Raw genomic sequence first — 15289 nt, 5'->3', positions numbered from 1 at the left:
CGTCAGTCCTCCGCTTCGCCCTCGAAGGGCGTGGCGAGCGGCGAGGCATCCACGCCCCGCTCCCGCAGGTAGTGCGACAAGGGGTCGGTGTAGCCGTGCGTGACGAGCACCTTCTCCGCCTGCGTGTCGGCCACCGTGCGCAAGAGGTCCGGCCAGTCCGCGTGGTCGGAGAGCACGAAGCCCCGGTCGTAGCCACGGCGGCGGCGGTTGCCGCGCACGCGCATCCACCCCGACGCGAAGCCCGTCTCCGCTTCACCGAAGCGGCGCATCCACGTGGAGCCGGCCGCGCTCGGAGGTGCCAGCACCAGCGCGCCCGCGAAGGACGTGCCCTTCTCCGTCTCCGACACCATCTGCGTGGGCAGCATCGCGATGCCTGCCTCGCGGTACGCGGTGACGAGCCCGTTCACCGCGCCGTGCACGTAGGCCGGCCGGTCCGTGAGCTTTCCCAACTCCGCCAACAGGCGCTGCGCCTTGCCCAGCGCGTAGCAGAAGAGCACTGCGGAGCGGCCCGCCTCGCGGTTCGCGTCCCACCAGCGCAGGATGTCCTGGGCCACGAGGCCCGTGTCATCCCAGCGGTAGATGGGCAGGCCGAACGTCGCCTCCGTGATGAAGGTGTGACAGCGCACCACTTCGAAGGGCGCGCACGTGGGGTCCGGCGTGCGCTTGTAGTCGCCGGAGATGATCCACACCTCGCCCCGGTGCTCCACGCGGATCTGCGCGCTGCCCAGCACGTGGCCCGCGGGGTGGAAGCTCACGGTGGTGTCACCCACCTTCAGCCTCTCGCCGTACTCCAGCGTGTCGATGACCGCGTCCGCTCCCAGGCGGCGCTGCAACAGGCCTCGTCCGGGAGCTGCCCCCAGGTAGCGTTTGCTCCCGCTCCGGGCGTGGTCGCCATGCGCGTGCGTGACGAGCGCCCGCTCCACCGGACGCCAGGGGTCGATGTAGAAGTTCCCCGCCTGGCAATACAGGCCCAGCGGCGTCACGGAAACCAGCGGCGTTCGTTCCTGGTGGGTCGCGGTGGCCACGGTCCTTTAGAGGTAACGAGGCCTTGGAACAGGGGCCACCCACGGCCGGACCCTCCAGCGCGCTCCGCTGACAAGGGGGCGGGCGTCCGTCCTGCCCTTGCTTGCGCTCCAAACGACGAAGCCAGGGACCGGAGGGCCCCTTGGATGGTGGGCGTGGACAGGGGATAAACCCGGAAACCCTCCACCTCGGACCTCTTGGCGATGACGCCGTCCGCGCTCCTCCTGTCCCTCTTCCTGACGCAAGAACCCGGCTCCGAGACAGTGCTCGAATACAGCGCGCCGCTGGCGGAGGAGGGCGCCACGCCGGCCCCCGAGCGTTTCGAGTTCACCGCTTTCGAAGCGGGGCAGACGGTCTACCTGGGCGTGGACGAGGGGAACCTGCGCGCGAGCGCGGCGGCGGATGCGGCCGTGGTCCAGACGTTGATGCTGGGCACGCCCGTGAAGGTGGTGAAGGCGGGGACCCGCGTGAAGGTCGGTGAGTACGTCAACAATTGGTACCAGGTGACGGTGGTGGACGCGAAGGCGCCCGCGGGGAGCGCGCCCGTCACGGGCTGGGTGTTCGGCAACACGCTCACGCCGTTCCGCATCGAGGCCGACCTGGACGGGGACGGTGAGCTGGAAGTGGCCACGGTGGTGATGAGCAACGAGTTCAATGCGCGCGTGCGCGTGCTGGAGCCGAACGTGAAGCCGCCCCGGCGCGTGAGCAGCGTGGACGTGCAGGTGGCCTCCACGGCCTACGGTGAAGGCCATGGCGGCCCGGTGAAGATGCGCCTGGTTCCCGCGAAGAAGGCGGGCGTGGCGCTGCTGGAGCTGGAGTCCACGCCAGAGCGCAGCGGGGACTTCATCACCACGTACGTGAGCTACACGCAGCCGGACGGGAAGAAGGCGAAGGGCGTGCTCGGCAAGGCGAAGAACGCGCTGGAGGCGTCCGGGCTGGCGGACGCGCCGAACTTCAGCACCTTCAAGGTGGCCTTCCAGGCGGCCGCGAAGCAGGCCGTGGTGACGCGAAAGACCGAGGAGGAAGAGGAAGAAGGCAAGACGCGGAAGGTTACGGAGCGCGAGGTCTATCAGTGGAATGACGGCGTGTTCACGAAGGTGAAGAAGCCGTAGGTGCAGGGCCCGGAAGGCCGGGCACCCGGGAGCCCCTCCGGGTGAAGGAAGAGGGGGTCAGGGCAATCGACCATGGATGCGCAGGAGCGGAAGGCAGCCTACCGGCAGCGCGCGGAAGCAGGTCAGGCGGTGCCGGTGTCGGTGGAGTTGCCGGCGGACCTGGATACACCGCTGTCGGCATACCTGAAGCTGGGCGGTGGAAGCCGCGGCTTCATCCTCGAGTCGTGCTACGGCGGCGAGCGCTTCGGGCGCTACAGCCACGTGGGCGTGAACCCGGCGGGCCGCGTGCGGCTGGACCGGGACGGGCTCACGTTGTGGCGTGGCTCGCATGAGGAGCGCCGCGAGGGCCGGCCGCTGGACGTGCTGCGGACGCTGTGGCGAGAGCTGTCCGTGGCGACGCTGCCGGGCGAGGCGCCCTTCCTGGGCGGGCTCGTGGGCTACCTGGGCTACAACGCCACGTCGTGGTTCGAGCCGAGCGTGCCGGACCGCCACCCGCGCGACACGGGCTTCCCGGACTCCGAGTGGCTCATCGCGGAGGACTTCGTCACCCACGACACGCGCACCCAGACGCTCAAGGCCATCGCCATCGCGCGGCCCGCGCTGCACGGCAGCGTCGCGGCGGCGCTGAGGGACGCGGAAGCGCGCGCGGAGGCCATGGCGGAGAAGCTGCGCCGGCCGCTGCCGCAGGAGGCCTATGCCGCCGTCCCCGCGCAGAAGAACGCGCCCGCCCCCGTCGCGTGCTGGGACCGCGAGGGCTACGCCCGGGCGGTGGACAAGGTGAAGGAGTACGTGCGCGCCGGTGACTGCTTCCAGGCGGTGCTCGCGCGCAGGTTCGAGGCGAAGGGCGCCATCCCTCCGCTGTCGCTCTACCGGGCGCTCAGGCGGGTGAACCCGTCGCCGTACCTGTTCCTGGTGGACCTGGGCGAGGCCCGCGCGCTGGTGGGTGCGTCGCCGGAGCTGCTGGTGCAGGTGCGCGATGGGGACGTGGTGGTGCGGCCCATCGCGGGCACGCGCCGCCGGGGCGGCTCCGAGGCCGAGGATCAGGCGCTGGAGAAGGAGCTGCTCGCGGACGAGAAGGAGCGCGCCGAGCACATCATGCTGGTGGACCTGGGGCGCAACGACGTGGGCCGCGTGGCCGCGCCGGGCACGGTGCGCATCGAGGACCTGATGATCATCGAGCGCTACAGCCACGTGATGCACATCGTGTCCCAGGTGCGCGGCAAGCTGGACACCACGCGCTTCGACGCGCTGGACGCGCTGGCGAGCACCTTCCCCGCGGGCACCGTGTCGGGCGCGCCGAAGATCCGCGCGATGCAGATCATCGACGAGCTGGAGCCCATGCGGCGCGGGCCCTATGCCGGCGCGGTGGGCTACCTGTCCTTCTGCGGCACGCTGGACGTGGCCATCGCGCTGCGCACCTTCTTCGTGGATGGCGACCGCACGATGTGGACCGCCGGCGCGGGGTTGGTGGCGGACTCGGACCCCATGAAGGAAGCGGACGAGACGGAGGCGAAGGCGGGCGCCATGGCCGCCGCGCTGCGCCTGGCTCGCGAAGGAGGTGGGCGGTGATCCTCGTCATCGACAACTACGACTCGTTCACCTTCAACCTGGTGCAGTTGCTCTACACGCTGGGCGCGGAGGTGAAGGTGGTGCGCAACGACGCGCTGGATGTCGCGGGCATCGCGGCGTCGGGCGCGTCCCACCTGGTGGTGTCCCCGGGGCCGTGCACGCCGCACGAGGCCGGGGTGAGCGTGGCGGCCATCTCCCAGTCTCGCGTGCCGGTGCTGGGCGTGTGCCTGGGGCACCAGTCCATTGGCGCGGCGTTCGGCGGGCAGGTGGTGCGCGCGCCGGAGCCCGTGCATGGCAAGGCGGCGCACATCCGGCATGACGGCACCGGCGTCTTCACCGGCGTGCGGCAGGGCTTCCAGGCGGCGCGCTACCACTCGCTGGTGGTGGCGGCGGAGTCCATGCCCGCGGAGCTGGAGGCCACGGCGTGGAGCCAGGACGGCCTGGTGATGGCGCTGCGGCACCGCACGCGGCCGGTGGTGGGTTTGCAGTTCCATCCGGAGAGCGTGCTGACGCCGGAGGGCCCGTCGCTGGTGCGCAACTTCCTGGAGGGGAAGCTGTAGCGCTCCGTCAGTCCTTCAGGTGCGTGGTGTCGTTCCAGCTCACGAGGACCGGCTGCTTGCCGCCGGCCTCGGAGCCCAGCACGCTGATGGAGGCCGTGCCCAGGTGGAAGAGCCTGCCTCCGTCCGGGGGCAGGCCCAGCCAGCGCGAGGCGAGGATGCGCAGCATGTGCCCGTGCGAGAAGAGGAGCACGTCGTCCTGGAGGGCGCGCGCCTCCGTGATGATGCGGTCGGCCCGGGCGCCCACCTCCTCCAGCGTCTCGCCGTTGGGCACGCCGTCCTTCCACAGCGTCCAGTCCGGGCGCGTGGTGCGGATGTCCGCGCCGGTGCGGCCCTCGTAGTCGCCGTAGTTGACCTCCATCAGGTCGTTCTTCTTCTGGGCCACGTCGCCGTAGCCCGCGAGCACGCACGTCTCCAGCGCGCGCGTCAGCGGGCTGGTCCACACGGCGGCGAAGCGCCACTTGTTCAGGGGCGCTCGGAGCCGCTCCGCCATCTGGCGGCCCTCTTCCAACAGCGGCAGGTCCGTGCGGCCGGTGTGCTGGCTGCTGCGGCTCCACTCCGTCTCACCGTGACGGACGAGGACCACCTGGGGGGCGCGTGTGTTCATGGCGCCAATCTGTCCTACCGCTTGCGTGTCCGCCACTCCTCACGGCTCTGGCCCCAGATCTCCACCTCGTGGTCGTTGTAGGGCGGCGGCAGCATGCCCATGCGCAGGAAGCGAGAGCCCAGCCGGCGGGCCACCTGCTTCGAGGGCTCGTTCGGAGGGGAGATGGAGTGGATGACCTCCGTCCACCCGAGGTGGTCGAAGGCCCAGTCGATGGTGGCCGCGGCGCCCTCCGTCGCGTAGCCCTTGCCCCACGCGTCGCGCGACAGGCCCCAGCCGATCTCCGGGCCCGGCCAGTCCGCGGGCTGCCAGGGCCCCAGCCGGCCCACCCACTTGCCGGTGGACTTCTCGAACACGGAGAACATGGCGAAGCCCTGGAGCACCCAGGAGCCCGCCATGGAGCAGACGGCGCGCCACACGTTGGAGCGCGGCTGGAGGCCGCCGATGTAACGCGCGGTCTCCTCGTCCGCCATCATCGCCACGAAGCCTTCCAGGTCCTGGAGCGTGGGCGGGCGCAGGATGAGGCGCGGCGTTTCGAGGGTGGGCCCCAGGATGGGTGGGGTGTGCATGTCCGGTCTCCTGGCGCCGGCGACGTGCCGGCGCGTGGAGAGGGACCTTAGCGCTTCAGGCCGCGCTTGATGTCCGCGCAGAGCTGCTTCGCCGCGGCCGGGCCGTCCGAGTGGGCCGCCTTCACCAGCGCGCTGCCCACCACGACGCCGTCCGCGTGGGCCACCAGCGGCCGGGCCGTGTCCGCGTTGGAGATGCCGAAGCCCGCCACCACCGGCACGGACGCGGCGCGCTTCACCAGGTCCAGCCGCTGCGACAGGTCCGGCGGCAGCTCCGCGCGCATGCCGGTGACGCCCGCCACGGACACGCAATAGACGAAGCCCCGCGCATCCTTCGCGATGGCCTCCGCGCGCGCGGGCGGCGTGGTGGGCGCGCACAGGGGCACCAGGTCCACGCCCTCCTTGTCGAACGCGGCGCGGATGCCCGCGCTCTCCTCCGGCGGCAGGTCCGGGAGGATGGTGCCGGAGATGCCCCGCTCGCGCGCGAGCTTCGCGTAGCGCTCCTCGCCCATGGCCATCACCACGTTGACGTAGGTCATGATGACCAGCGGCGTCTCCGGGCAGCGGCGGCGCACCTCCGGGACGACTTCATCCAGCACGCGGCGCAGGGTGGCGCCGGCCTTCAGCGCCCGCTCCGACGCGGCCTGGATGACGGGGCCGTCCGCGATGGGGTCGCTGAACGCCACGCCAATCTCCAGCACGTCCGCGCCGCCCTCCACCATGGCGGCGAAGACGTCCACGGACCTTGGCAGGTCCGGGTCGCCCGCCATCGCGTACGCCACCAGCGCGCCTTCTCCGCGCGCCTTCGCCTTCGCGAACGCCTTGCCCAGCTCCGTGCTCATGACTTCACCCCCGTGGCCGGCGGCACGCCGCGCGCCGAGATGGTCGCCACGTCCTTGTCACCCCGGCCCGAGCAGTTGATGACCAGGTGCTTGCCCTTGCCCAGGTCGCGGGCCAGCGCGCGCGCCGCCGCGAACGCGTGCGACGTCTCCAGCGCGGGGAGGATGCCCTCCGTGCGCGCGACCTCGTAGAAGGCGGAGAGCGCGTCGTCGTCCGTCGCGGTGCGCACCTCCATGCGCCCCGTCTTCGCCAGGTGCGCCAGCTCCGGCCCCACGCCCGGGTAGTCCAGGCCGGCGGAGATGCTGTGCGCCTCTTGAATCTGGCCGTTCTCGTCCTGGAGCACCAGCGAGCGCGAGCCGTGCAGCACGCCCTCCGTGCCCAGCGTCAGCGACGCGCCGTGCTGGCCGGAGTCCAGGCCGTGGCCCGCGGCCTCCACGCCGAAGAGCCGCACCGACGTGTCCGGGATGAAGGGGTGCAGCGCGCCGATGGCGTTCGAGCCGCCGCCCACGCACGCGATGATGGCGTCCGGCAGCCGGCCGATGGTGGACAGCGTCTGGGCGCGAATCTCCCGGCCGATGACGGCTTGGAAGTCGCGCACGATGGTGGGGTAGGGGTGCGGGCCCGCCGCGCTGCCGATGACGTAGTAGGTGTCCTGCACCTGCGACACCCAGACGCGCATGGCTTCGTTCATCGCGTCCTTGAGCGTGCGCGAGCCCGACTCCACCGGCCGCACCACCGCGCCCAGCGCGCGCATGCGGAAGACGTTGAGCGCCTGGCGCTCCACGTCCAGCGCGCCCATGAACACCTCGCAGGGCAGGCCGAAGAGCGCGCACGCGGTGGCGGTGGCCACGCCGTGCTGGCCCGCGCCCGTCTCCGCGATGATGCGCTTCTTGCCCATGCGCCGGGCGAGCAGCACCTGGCCCACGGTGTTGTTGATTTTGTGCGCGCCCGTGTGCGCCAGGTCCTCGCGCTTGAGCCACACCTGCGCTCCGCCCCAGGCTTCCGTGAGGCGGTGCGCGGGCGTCAGCGTGGTGGGACGGCCCACGTACTCGCGCAGCACGCGGGTGACCTCTTCACCGAAGGACGCGTCCTGCTGCGCCTTCGCGTAGGCCTCTTCCAGCTCCAGCAGCGCCGGGACCAGGGTCTCCGGCACATAGCGTCCGCCGTAACGGCCGAAGCGGCCCACGGCAGTGTCCGTCGTCATGGCACGACTCCTCAGGGGTTGAGGGACCGGACCGTGCGCACGAAGGCGCGCACCGCGTCCAGGTCCTTGATGCCAGGGGAGGACTCCACTCCGCTGGCCACGTCCACACCGTAGGGCCGGGTGGCCCTCACGGCCTCGGCCACGTTGGAGGGCTTGAGGCCGCCCGCCACCAGCACCGGCAGGCCGCAGTCCGACAGCTGCTTCACCAGCGACCAGTCGAAGGTGACGCCGCCGCCGCCGTAGCCCGGGGCCGCGCCGTCCAGGAGCAGCCCCGCCACGTCGCCCACGCCCACGTAGCTTCGGGCCTTCTCCACGTCGTCTGGCCCGCGCACGCGCAGCGCCTTGATGACGGGCACGCCGTAGCCGGAGCAGGCCTCGGGGGGCTCGTCGCCGTGGAGCTGCACGGCGGTGAGGCCGCACTCGCGCACGCGCACGCGGATGTCTTCCGGCTTCGCGTTGACGAACACGCCCACCATCGCGGCCAGTGGGGGCCGCGTGCGTCCGAGCTCCGCCGCCGTGGACAGGTCCACGAAGCGGGGGGAGCCGGGATGGAAGTTGAGCCCCATCGCGTCCGCGCCCGCCGCCCACACGCCCTTCGCGTCCGCGACGCGCGTCACGCCGCAGACCTTCACCAGGACGTTCATGTCCCGCCGCCTTCCAGGCCCAGCAGCCGGCGCAGGGCGCGGCCCGGGTCCGCGTCGCGCAACAGGGATTCGCCCACGAGCACGGCGTTGGCGCCCGCGTCGCGCGCGGCGGTGAGGTCCGCCAGGCTCTTGAGGCCGCTCTCCGCGACCAGGGCGGTGGACCGGGAGCGCAGCGCGGGCATCACCCGGAGCGCCGTGCCGGTGTCCGTCTTCAGCGTGGCGAGGTTGCGGTTGTTGAGGCCGATGATGTTCGCGCCCGCGGCGAGCGCGCGTTCGGCGTGTGCCTCCGTGTGGGCCTCCACGAGCGCGGCCACGCGCACCTGCTTCGCGGTGGCGATCATCTCCCGGAGCTCCGCGTCCGAGAGCGCGTCCGCGATGAGCAGCACCGCGTCCGCGCCCCAGGCCGCGCTCTCCTCCACCTCGCTGGCGGCGACGAGGAAGTCCTTGCGCAGCACGGGGATGGAGACGGCGGCCCGGACCGCGACCAGGTCCTCCAGGCTGCCGCCGAAGTCCGGCCCGTCGGTGAGCACGCTGATGGCGCAGGCGCCCGCGGCTTCATAGGCGCGGGCCACCGAGACCACGTCCGCGTGAGGGAAGGCGCCGCCCGAGGGGCTCTTGCGCTTCACCTCCGCGATGACGTTGACGGGATGTCCGAGCACACGCCGCACCAGCGCCTGGGCGAAGTCTCGCGTCGGGGGATGCGCGCCGTGCGTGGGAGGAGGGCGGGTGCCCAGCTCCCGGCGCTTGCGCGCCATGATGACGTCCAGCGTGCCCTGTGCTTCCACGGGCTTCGCGGCCGAAGAGGGCGTCGTCATGACGGGATGCCTCGCGTGGTGGCGCCTGCCGTGCGCCGCGTTGCGATGGCGTTCATTCTGACGCCTCGCGTGGGCGTGGCCGCTGCATGCATCGTGGCAAGAGAGGTCATGCCGGCACCTCGCGTGGCAGCGCCCGCCGTGCGCCGCGCGGCGACGACGCCTGGCTTGCGAAGGAGTGCCACGGGCTTTGGGTCCGAGGTGCGCGCCGTCATGCCGCGGCCTTCTGGATGAGCGCCGCGAGCTTGCGTTCGGCGGCCCCGGAGTCGATGGCGTGCTCGGCCCGCTTCACGCCCTCCTTCAGGGTGTCCACCAGCCCCACGATGAGCAGCGCGGCGGCCGTGTTGAGCAGCACCGCCGTGCGCACGCCGTCGCGCTCTCCCGCGAGCAGCGCGCGCAGGCGCTTCGCGTTCTCCTCCGCGTCGCCTCCCGCGATGGACTCGCGCGGCACCGTCGTCAGGCCCGCGTCCTCCGGCGTCACGGTGAAGCGGCGCACGGTGCCGTCCGCGCACAGCTCCGCGACCTCCGTGGGCGCGCACGGCGAAATCTCATCCAGCCCGTCGTGCCCGTGCACCACCCAGGCGCGCCGGCTGCCCAGCCGCCCCAGCACCCGCGCGGTCTGCTCCACGCGCTGCCGGTCGAACGTGCCCAGCAACTGGTAGCGCGCGCCCGCGGGGTTCGTCAGCGGCCCCAACAGGTTGAACACGCTGTGGAAGCCCAGGTCCCTGCGCGCCTGCGCCACGTGCCTCAGGGCACTGTGGTGCGAGGGCGCGAAGAGGAAGCCCACCCCGTGCTCGTCGATGTCGCGCGCCACCTGCGCGTGCGCCCGCTCCATGGACACGCCCAGCGCCGCCAGCACGTCCGCGCTGCCGCAGCGGCTGGAGACCGCGCGGTTGCCGTGCTTGGCCACCGTCGCCCCCGCCCCGGCGGCCACGAAGGCCACCGCGGTGGAGATGTTGAAGGTGTGCGCTCCATCACCCCCTGTACCGCAGGTGTCGAGCACCACCTCCGCCAACGGAGCAATCTTCGCCGCGCAGGCCCGCATGGCCTCCGCCGCGCCGAGGATTTCGTCCTCGGTCTCTCCCTTCATGCGCAGCGCGGCCGCCAGCGCACCGACCTGCGCGGCGGATGCCTCGCCCGCGAGCATCTGGCCCATGACGGAGGCCATCTCCTCGCGGGAGAGGTCGCGCCGGCCCACTACCTTGCCCAGCGCTTCCTTGAGGGTCATGGCCTATCCCAGCCTGACCATTTCGCGTCCCATCGCCTGGGCGATGGCCCGCACTTCACCCATGGCCTTCTCGAACTCGGAGAAGTCCAGCGACTGGAAGCCGTCCGACCGGGCGCGCGGCGGATCCGGGTGGACCTCCACGATGAGGCCGTCCGCGCCCGCAGCGACCGCGGCCCGCATCATCGCGGGGACGGCCTTGCGCACGCCGATGCCGTGCGACGGGTCCACGAACACCGGCAGGTGCGTGAGCGCCTTGAGCATGGGCACCGCGTTCAAATCCAGCGTGTTGCGCGTCATGTTCTCGAACGTGCGGATGCCCCGCTCGCAGAGGATGACCTGGGTGTTGCCGCGCGCGACGATGTACTCGGCCGCCATCAACAGTTCCTTGATGGTCGCGCTGATGCCGCGCTTGAGCAGCACGGGCTTGCGCGTCTCACCCACCGCCTCCAGCAGGCTGAAGTTCTGCATGTTGCGCGCGCCCACCTGGAGGATGTCGGTGTGCTCCGCGACGGCGGCCAGCGTCGCCGTGTCCTTCACCTCCGTCGTCACCAGCAGGCCTGTCTCCTTGCGCGCCTCCGCGAGCAGCGCCAGGCCGTCACCCTTGAGGCCCTGGAACTCATAGGGGCTGGTGCGCGGCTTGAACGCGCCGCCGCGCAGCATGGTGGCGCCCGCCTGCTTCACGGCCTGCGCGGTGGAGATGATCTGCTCGCGCGACTCCACGGAGCAGGGGCCCGCGATGACGTGGATGGCGGCGCCGCCGAGCGTGAGGTCACCCACGCGCACCAGGCTGTCGTCCGGCTTCACCTCGCGGCTGACCAGCTTGAACGGCTGGGAGATGGGGATCGCGTCCGCGACCCCGGGCAGCACGCGGAAGGGCTCCGGCTCCACCGCGCCGGGATTGCCGGTGATGCCGATGGCGGTGCGGGAGCCCCCAGGTATCGCGTGCGGATGCCAGCCACGGCGGCGGATCTCATCGTTCACTCGCTCGATGTCCTGGGCCGTCGCGTCTGGGCGCATCACGATCAACATGGGGGAACTCCTGCTCTTTCTCTCCGAAGGGCACGTGAGCGGATGCTCACGTGGGTGTGCCTGGAGCACCGTGCACACGGCAACCTTTGCCGTAACTGTCGGATGCCCGCAACCGAACCAGAGTCTTGCTTGCACGTCCTGGCGTTATCAAGCCAGGGTCCGCACGCTCGCACGGGAGGCGGAGCATGGCGAAGCGGCCTGGGGTCATCGTGGTGGGTGGGGGGCTCGCGGGCCTGGCGTGCGCGACGGCGCTGCTGGAGGCACGCGTGGACGCGCACGTGCTGGAAGCAGGGGACGCGCCGGGCGGCAGAGTGCGCACCGACTCGCACGAAGGGTTCCTGCTGGACCGGGGCTTCCAGGTGTACCTCACCGCCTACCCGGAGGGGCGGCGGGTGCTGGACCTGAAGGCCCTCTCACTCCAGCGCTTCATCCCCGGCGCGAAGGTGTGGCGGGGTGGGCGGCTGCACACGCTGGCGGACCCGCTGCGGCATCCCGTCACCGCGGTGTCACATCTGTTCGACGCACCGGGTGGGCTGGCGGACAAGCTGCGCGTGTTGGAGCTGCGGCAGCACGCCACGTCCGGTGAGCTGGGGGACCTGTGGCAGCGGCCCCAGCAGGAGTCGCGGCACTTCCTGCTCGACCTGGGCTTCTCCGAGGAGATGCTCGAAGCGTTTTTCACGCCCTTCCTGGGTGGCATCTTCCTGGAGCGGGGGCTGACGACGTCCAGCCGGATGCTGGAGTTCGTGTTCCGGATGTTCGCGACAGGGTACGCGGCCGTCCCCGAGCAGGGGATGGGCGCCATCCCCGCGCAGCTGGCGGCGAAGCTGCCTTCGGGCGCGCTGCGGATGCGCGTGCGGGTGGAGGACGTGTGGGGGCACCGCGTGCGCCTGCCGGGTGGGGAGATGCTGCACGCGGACGCCGTCGTGGTGGCGACGGACCCCAACAGCGCGGCGTCGCTGCTCCTGGGCATGCCCGCGCCCCGGATGAACCGCGTGACGTGTCTGTACTTCGCGGCGCCGGAGCCACCGGTGGAGGGGCCGTGGCTCGTACTCAATGGTGAGGGGCGCGGACCGGTGAACAACGTGGCGGTGATGAGCGAGGTGTCCGCCGCGTACGCGCCCCAGGGCCAGGCGCTGGTGTCCGTGTCGGTGGTGGACGACGCGGGCGGCGCGGATTCGTTGGAAGCGCGCGTGCGTGCGCAGCTCACGGAGTGGTTCGGCGCGGCGGTGTCCGCGTGGCGGCATCTGCGCACGTACACCCTCGCGGAGGCGCTGCCCGCGCAGCCTCCGTCCGCGCTGGTGGAGCCGCACCGGCCCGTGCGGCTGGCCGCGGGGCTCTACGTGTGCGGAGACCACCGTGAGAACGCATCCATCGACGGTGCGCTCGCGTCGGGGCGCCGCGCGGCGGAGGCGGTGTTGCAGGACCTGGGGCGATAGTCCTCCCTGTTGCCCGCGAAGCAGCACGTTGCCTTCCAGACAACATGCGATGAGAGGAGGGTGACCGGCCAGCCGGGCTCCTGACGGCTGGACGCGTTGCCCGCAGCGGACCTAGGGTCGGACGCTCTCACTCGTTCTTCCAAGGAATCCGTTCATGCTCCGCCGCCTTGCCCTCCTGGGATTGCTCGGTCTCGTGGCCTGCCCTGGCGAAAACAAAGACGACGATGACGACGACATCGACACGACGAAGGGGACCGTTTCCGGTTCTCTTCAGCCGTTCCAGGCCGGCTCCGCCGCCGCGAATGTCGGGTCGTCGTTGGACGCGTTCTTCTCCCTGCCGGGCGCGAAGAACCTGTCCCAGAAGGTCTCCAAGGCCCTGGCGGCGCGGGGCGTGTGGCGCACGGGCATCCCGGCGAAGCCGCTGACGCACGAGGCGTCGCTGCTGCCGGGAGAGATCATCATCCGCTTCGACACGCCGGGCCTGTCCGCGGAGGAGGCCGTCGCGCAGGCGCGCGTCGCGGGCTACCACGTCGTGCACCAGGCGTTCCTGAGCGATACGCAGCACCTGCTGCGCTACGAGGTGAGCCAGCCGCAGGCGATGTCCGGCGGCGCGCCCACCGTGCGCGCGCTCACCCAGGCGGAGCACGTGCGCGTGCTGTCCCAGGTGCAGGCCGTGCAGGGCGTGAAGAACGCGGAGAGCAACATGCGGGTGCGGGCGCTGGCCGTCCCGAATGATCCGCTCTACTCGCGGCAGTGGCACTACAAGAACATGAACCTGCCGGCGGCCTGGGACCTGGGCACGGGCAGCGAGTCCATCGTCGTGGCGGTGGTGGACACCGGCATCACGTCGCATCCGGACCTGAACACGCGCGTGCTGCCGGGCATGGACCTCATCTCCAGCCTCACCAACGCGGGCGACGGCGATGGCGTGGACTCGGATCCGACGGACAATGGCAAGGACCTGCCCAACGGCGGCTCGTCGTTCCACGGCACGCACGTGGCGGGGACCATTGGCGCGTCCTCCAACAACGGCGTGGGCGTGGCGGGCGTCACCTGGTCCGGCCGGAACATCCTGCCGGTGCGCGTGCTGGGCACGCAGGGCGGCTCGCTGGCGGACATCATCGCGGGCGTCACCTGGTCCAGCGGCGGCAACGTCCCCGGCGTGCGGGTGAACACCACGCCCGCGCGGGTCATCAACATGAGCCTGGGCGGTGACGGTTCGGCGTCGACGGAGATGCAGAACGCCATCAACGCGGCCAACGCGCGCGGATCCATCATCGTGGTGGCCGCGGGCAACGAGAACGTCAACACCTCCAGCAGCTTCCCCTGCAACCAGCAGAACGTCATCTGCGTGGGCGCGACGCGCTTCAACGGCAAGCGCGCCGGCTACTCCAACTTCGGCACGCAGGTGGACGTGATGGCCACCGGCGGCCAGACGAGCGAGGACCGCAACGGCGACAGCTTCCCGGACGGCGTGCTGTCCACGCTGCCCAACAGCAGCAACCAGCCTTCCTATGAGTGGTACCAGGGCACCAGCATGGCCACGCCGCACGTGGCGGGCATCGTGGCGCTGATGCTGGCGCAGGATCCCACGCTCACGTCGTCGGACGTGGAGGAGATCCTGAAGTCCACCGCGGACACGACCAGCCAGTGCTCCGAGGGCTGCGGCGCGGGCCTGGTGGACGCGTACGCCGCCGTGCTGCGCGCCAAGGGCGGCGGTGACACGTCGCTGCCTCCGAAGCTGGCCATCACCACCACGCAGTTGTCCTTCACCGGCGCGTCGTCGCAGGCGCTGACGGTGCGCAACAACGGCGGTGGCACCCTGCAGGTGAGCGTGACCGTCTCCGGCGCCAACGCCTCCTCGGTGTCCGTCTCCAGTAGCTCGCTGTCGGTCCCCGCCTACAAGTCCACGGCGCTGAACGTGAGCGTCAACCCGGGCTCGCTGGCGCCGGGCAGCTACGTGGCGCAGATCGACCTGACCGGCGCGTCCGGCGCGGGCACCGCGCAGGTGCTGGTGAAGTTCCGCGTGGGCGCCACGGAGACGAAGGACGCGCTCATCGGGTTCGCGTACCTGGACGCGGCGGGCGAGGTGCAGGTCGATGACGACGGCATCGCCCTGGTGCCCGCGACCGGTGGATACAACTACAGCCTGAAGATGACCCCGCGCGACTACCTGGTGCTGGCGTCCATCGACGACACCGGCGAAGGGGACTACTTCGACGACGGCGACCGCGTGGGCTTCTGGCGTGACACCACCCAGGTGGAGACCGTCACGGTGACGAAGGGCAAGACGACGAGCGGTATCAGCTTCACCCTGGTGCCCTACCAGTCCCCGGACGAGGGCGACGGGTCCGACTCGAAGATTGGCGAGGCCTGCACCCGCAACAGTGACTGCGGCACCAACGGGCAGTGTGCCACGGGCCAGTACTTCCCGGGGGGCTACTGCACCCAGGACTGCCTCACGTCGAGCTGCCCGGCGGGGTCCGCCTGCTACAGCAGCTCGAGCGGCACCAGCGCCTTCTGCTTCGCGTCGTGCACGCCGGGCGTGGCGGGAGAGTGCCGCACCAGCTCCGGTTACGTGTGCGGCGACGATGGCTCGGGCAACGGCGTGTGCCTCACGCCGTGACGTGACGCCTTCACCGGCGGGCGGGTGGATGAACGAGCC

General features: G+C 71.3%; 14 protein-coding genes. 5 read left to right on the top strand and 9 right to left on the bottom strand.

Going from position 1 to position 15289, the window contains the following annotated elements; all coding sequences use genetic code 11:
* Positions 1-2: 2 nt before the first annotated feature.
* Positions 3-1025 carry a ligase-associated DNA damage response exonuclease gene (locus ACX114_RS32980; RefSeq protein WP_459291227.1) on the bottom strand — a complete coding sequence of 341 codons (1023 nt, stop codon included), beginning with the start codon at positions 1023-1025 and terminating at the stop codon, positions 3-5.
* A gap of 201 nt (positions 1026-1226) precedes the next feature.
* Here ACX114_RS32980 and ACX114_RS32975 point away from each other — a divergent pair, with 201 nt between their 5' ends.
* The 3 genes from ACX114_RS32975 (at position 1227) to ACX114_RS32965 (ending at position 4264) form a co-directional block, all read left to right on the top strand.
* Positions 1227-2135 carry an SH3 domain-containing protein gene (locus ACX114_RS32975; protein ID WP_459291225.1) on the top strand — a complete coding sequence of 303 codons (909 nt, stop codon included), beginning with the start codon at positions 1227-1229 and terminating at the stop codon, positions 2133-2135.
* 72 nt (positions 2136-2207) lie between these two features.
* On the top strand, positions 2208-3704 hold the full coding sequence (locus tag ACX114_RS32970) for an anthranilate synthase component I family protein (protein ID WP_459291223.1): 1497 nt from the start codon (positions 2208-2210) through the stop codon (positions 3702-3704).
* Positions 3701-4264 carry an anthranilate synthase component II gene (locus ACX114_RS32965; RefSeq protein WP_459291221.1) on the top strand — a complete coding sequence of 188 codons (564 nt, stop codon included), beginning with the start codon at positions 3701-3703 and terminating at the stop codon, positions 4262-4264. Before ACX114_RS32970 ends, ACX114_RS32965 begins: the two co-directional genes overlap by 4 nt.
* Positions 4265-4271: 7 nt before the next feature.
* Here the strand turns inward: ACX114_RS32965 and ACX114_RS32960 are convergent, their stop codons facing one another.
* The 8 genes from ACX114_RS32960 to aroF all read right to left on the bottom strand — a co-directional run bounded on the left by ACX114_RS32960 (position 4272) and on the right by aroF (position 11188).
* The gene (locus ACX114_RS32960) at positions 4272-4868 is read right to left on the bottom strand and encodes a histidine phosphatase family protein (RefSeq protein WP_459291220.1); all 597 of its coding nucleotides are present in this window, start codon (positions 4866-4868) and stop codon (positions 4272-4274) included.
* A gap of 14 nt (positions 4869-4882) precedes the next feature.
* Positions 4883-5434: a GNAT family N-acetyltransferase gene (locus ACX114_RS32955; protein ID WP_459291218.1), complete on the bottom strand. Its 552-nt coding sequence runs from the start codon at positions 5432-5434 to the stop codon at positions 4883-4885.
* A gap of 47 nt (positions 5435-5481) precedes the next feature.
* Positions 5482-6273 carry a tryptophan synthase subunit alpha gene (gene trpA, locus ACX114_RS32950; protein WP_459291216.1) on the bottom strand — a complete coding sequence of 264 codons (792 nt, stop codon included), beginning with the start codon at positions 6271-6273 and terminating at the stop codon, positions 5482-5484.
* Positions 6270-7475, bottom strand: coding sequence for a tryptophan synthase subunit beta (trpB, locus tag ACX114_RS32945; RefSeq protein ID WP_459291214.1), 1206 nt, complete (start codon positions 7473-7475; stop codon positions 6270-6272). The genes trpA and trpB overlap by 4 nt, the downstream gene beginning before the upstream one ends.
* Positions 7476-7486: 11 nt before the next feature.
* Positions 7487-8119: a phosphoribosylanthranilate isomerase gene (locus ACX114_RS32940; protein ID WP_459291212.1), complete on the bottom strand. Its 633-nt coding sequence runs from the start codon at positions 8117-8119 to the stop codon at positions 7487-7489.
* Positions 8116-8934 carry an indole-3-glycerol phosphate synthase TrpC gene (locus ACX114_RS32935; protein WP_459291210.1) on the bottom strand — a complete coding sequence of 273 codons (819 nt, stop codon included), beginning with the start codon at positions 8932-8934 and terminating at the stop codon, positions 8116-8118. Before ACX114_RS32935 ends, ACX114_RS32940 begins: the two co-directional genes overlap by 4 nt.
* A gap of 208 nt (positions 8935-9142) precedes the next feature.
* A complete protein-coding gene (gene trpD / locus ACX114_RS32930; RefSeq protein ID WP_459291208.1) occupies positions 9143-10159 on the bottom strand; it encodes an anthranilate phosphoribosyltransferase in 1017 nt (338 codons plus the stop codon).
* Between the two features lie 3 nt (positions 10160-10162).
* Positions 10163-11188 (bottom strand): 3-deoxy-7-phosphoheptulonate synthase, encoded by a 1026-nt coding sequence (aroF, locus tag ACX114_RS32925; protein ID WP_206788879.1) that lies wholly within the window; start codon positions 11186-11188, stop codon positions 10163-10165.
* A gap of 185 nt (positions 11189-11373) precedes the next feature.
* On the opposite strand from aroF, the gene ACX114_RS32920 reads away from it, so the two are divergent.
* Both ACX114_RS32920 and ACX114_RS32915 read left to right on the top strand, forming a co-directional pair.
* Positions 11374-12624 carry an NAD(P)/FAD-dependent oxidoreductase gene (locus ACX114_RS32920; RefSeq protein WP_459291205.1) on the top strand — a complete coding sequence of 417 codons (1251 nt, stop codon included), beginning with the start codon at positions 11374-11376 and terminating at the stop codon, positions 12622-12624.
* Positions 12625-12778: 154 nt separating this feature from the next.
* Positions 12779-15250 (top strand): S8 family peptidase, encoded by a 2472-nt coding sequence (locus tag ACX114_RS32915; protein WP_459291203.1) that lies wholly within the window; start codon positions 12779-12781, stop codon positions 15248-15250.
* Positions 15251-15289 lie beyond the last annotated feature (39 nt).

Source organism: Corallococcus sp. M7, assembly GCF_054512695.1.
This window is presented reverse-complemented; position numbering and strand designations above follow the sequence as displayed.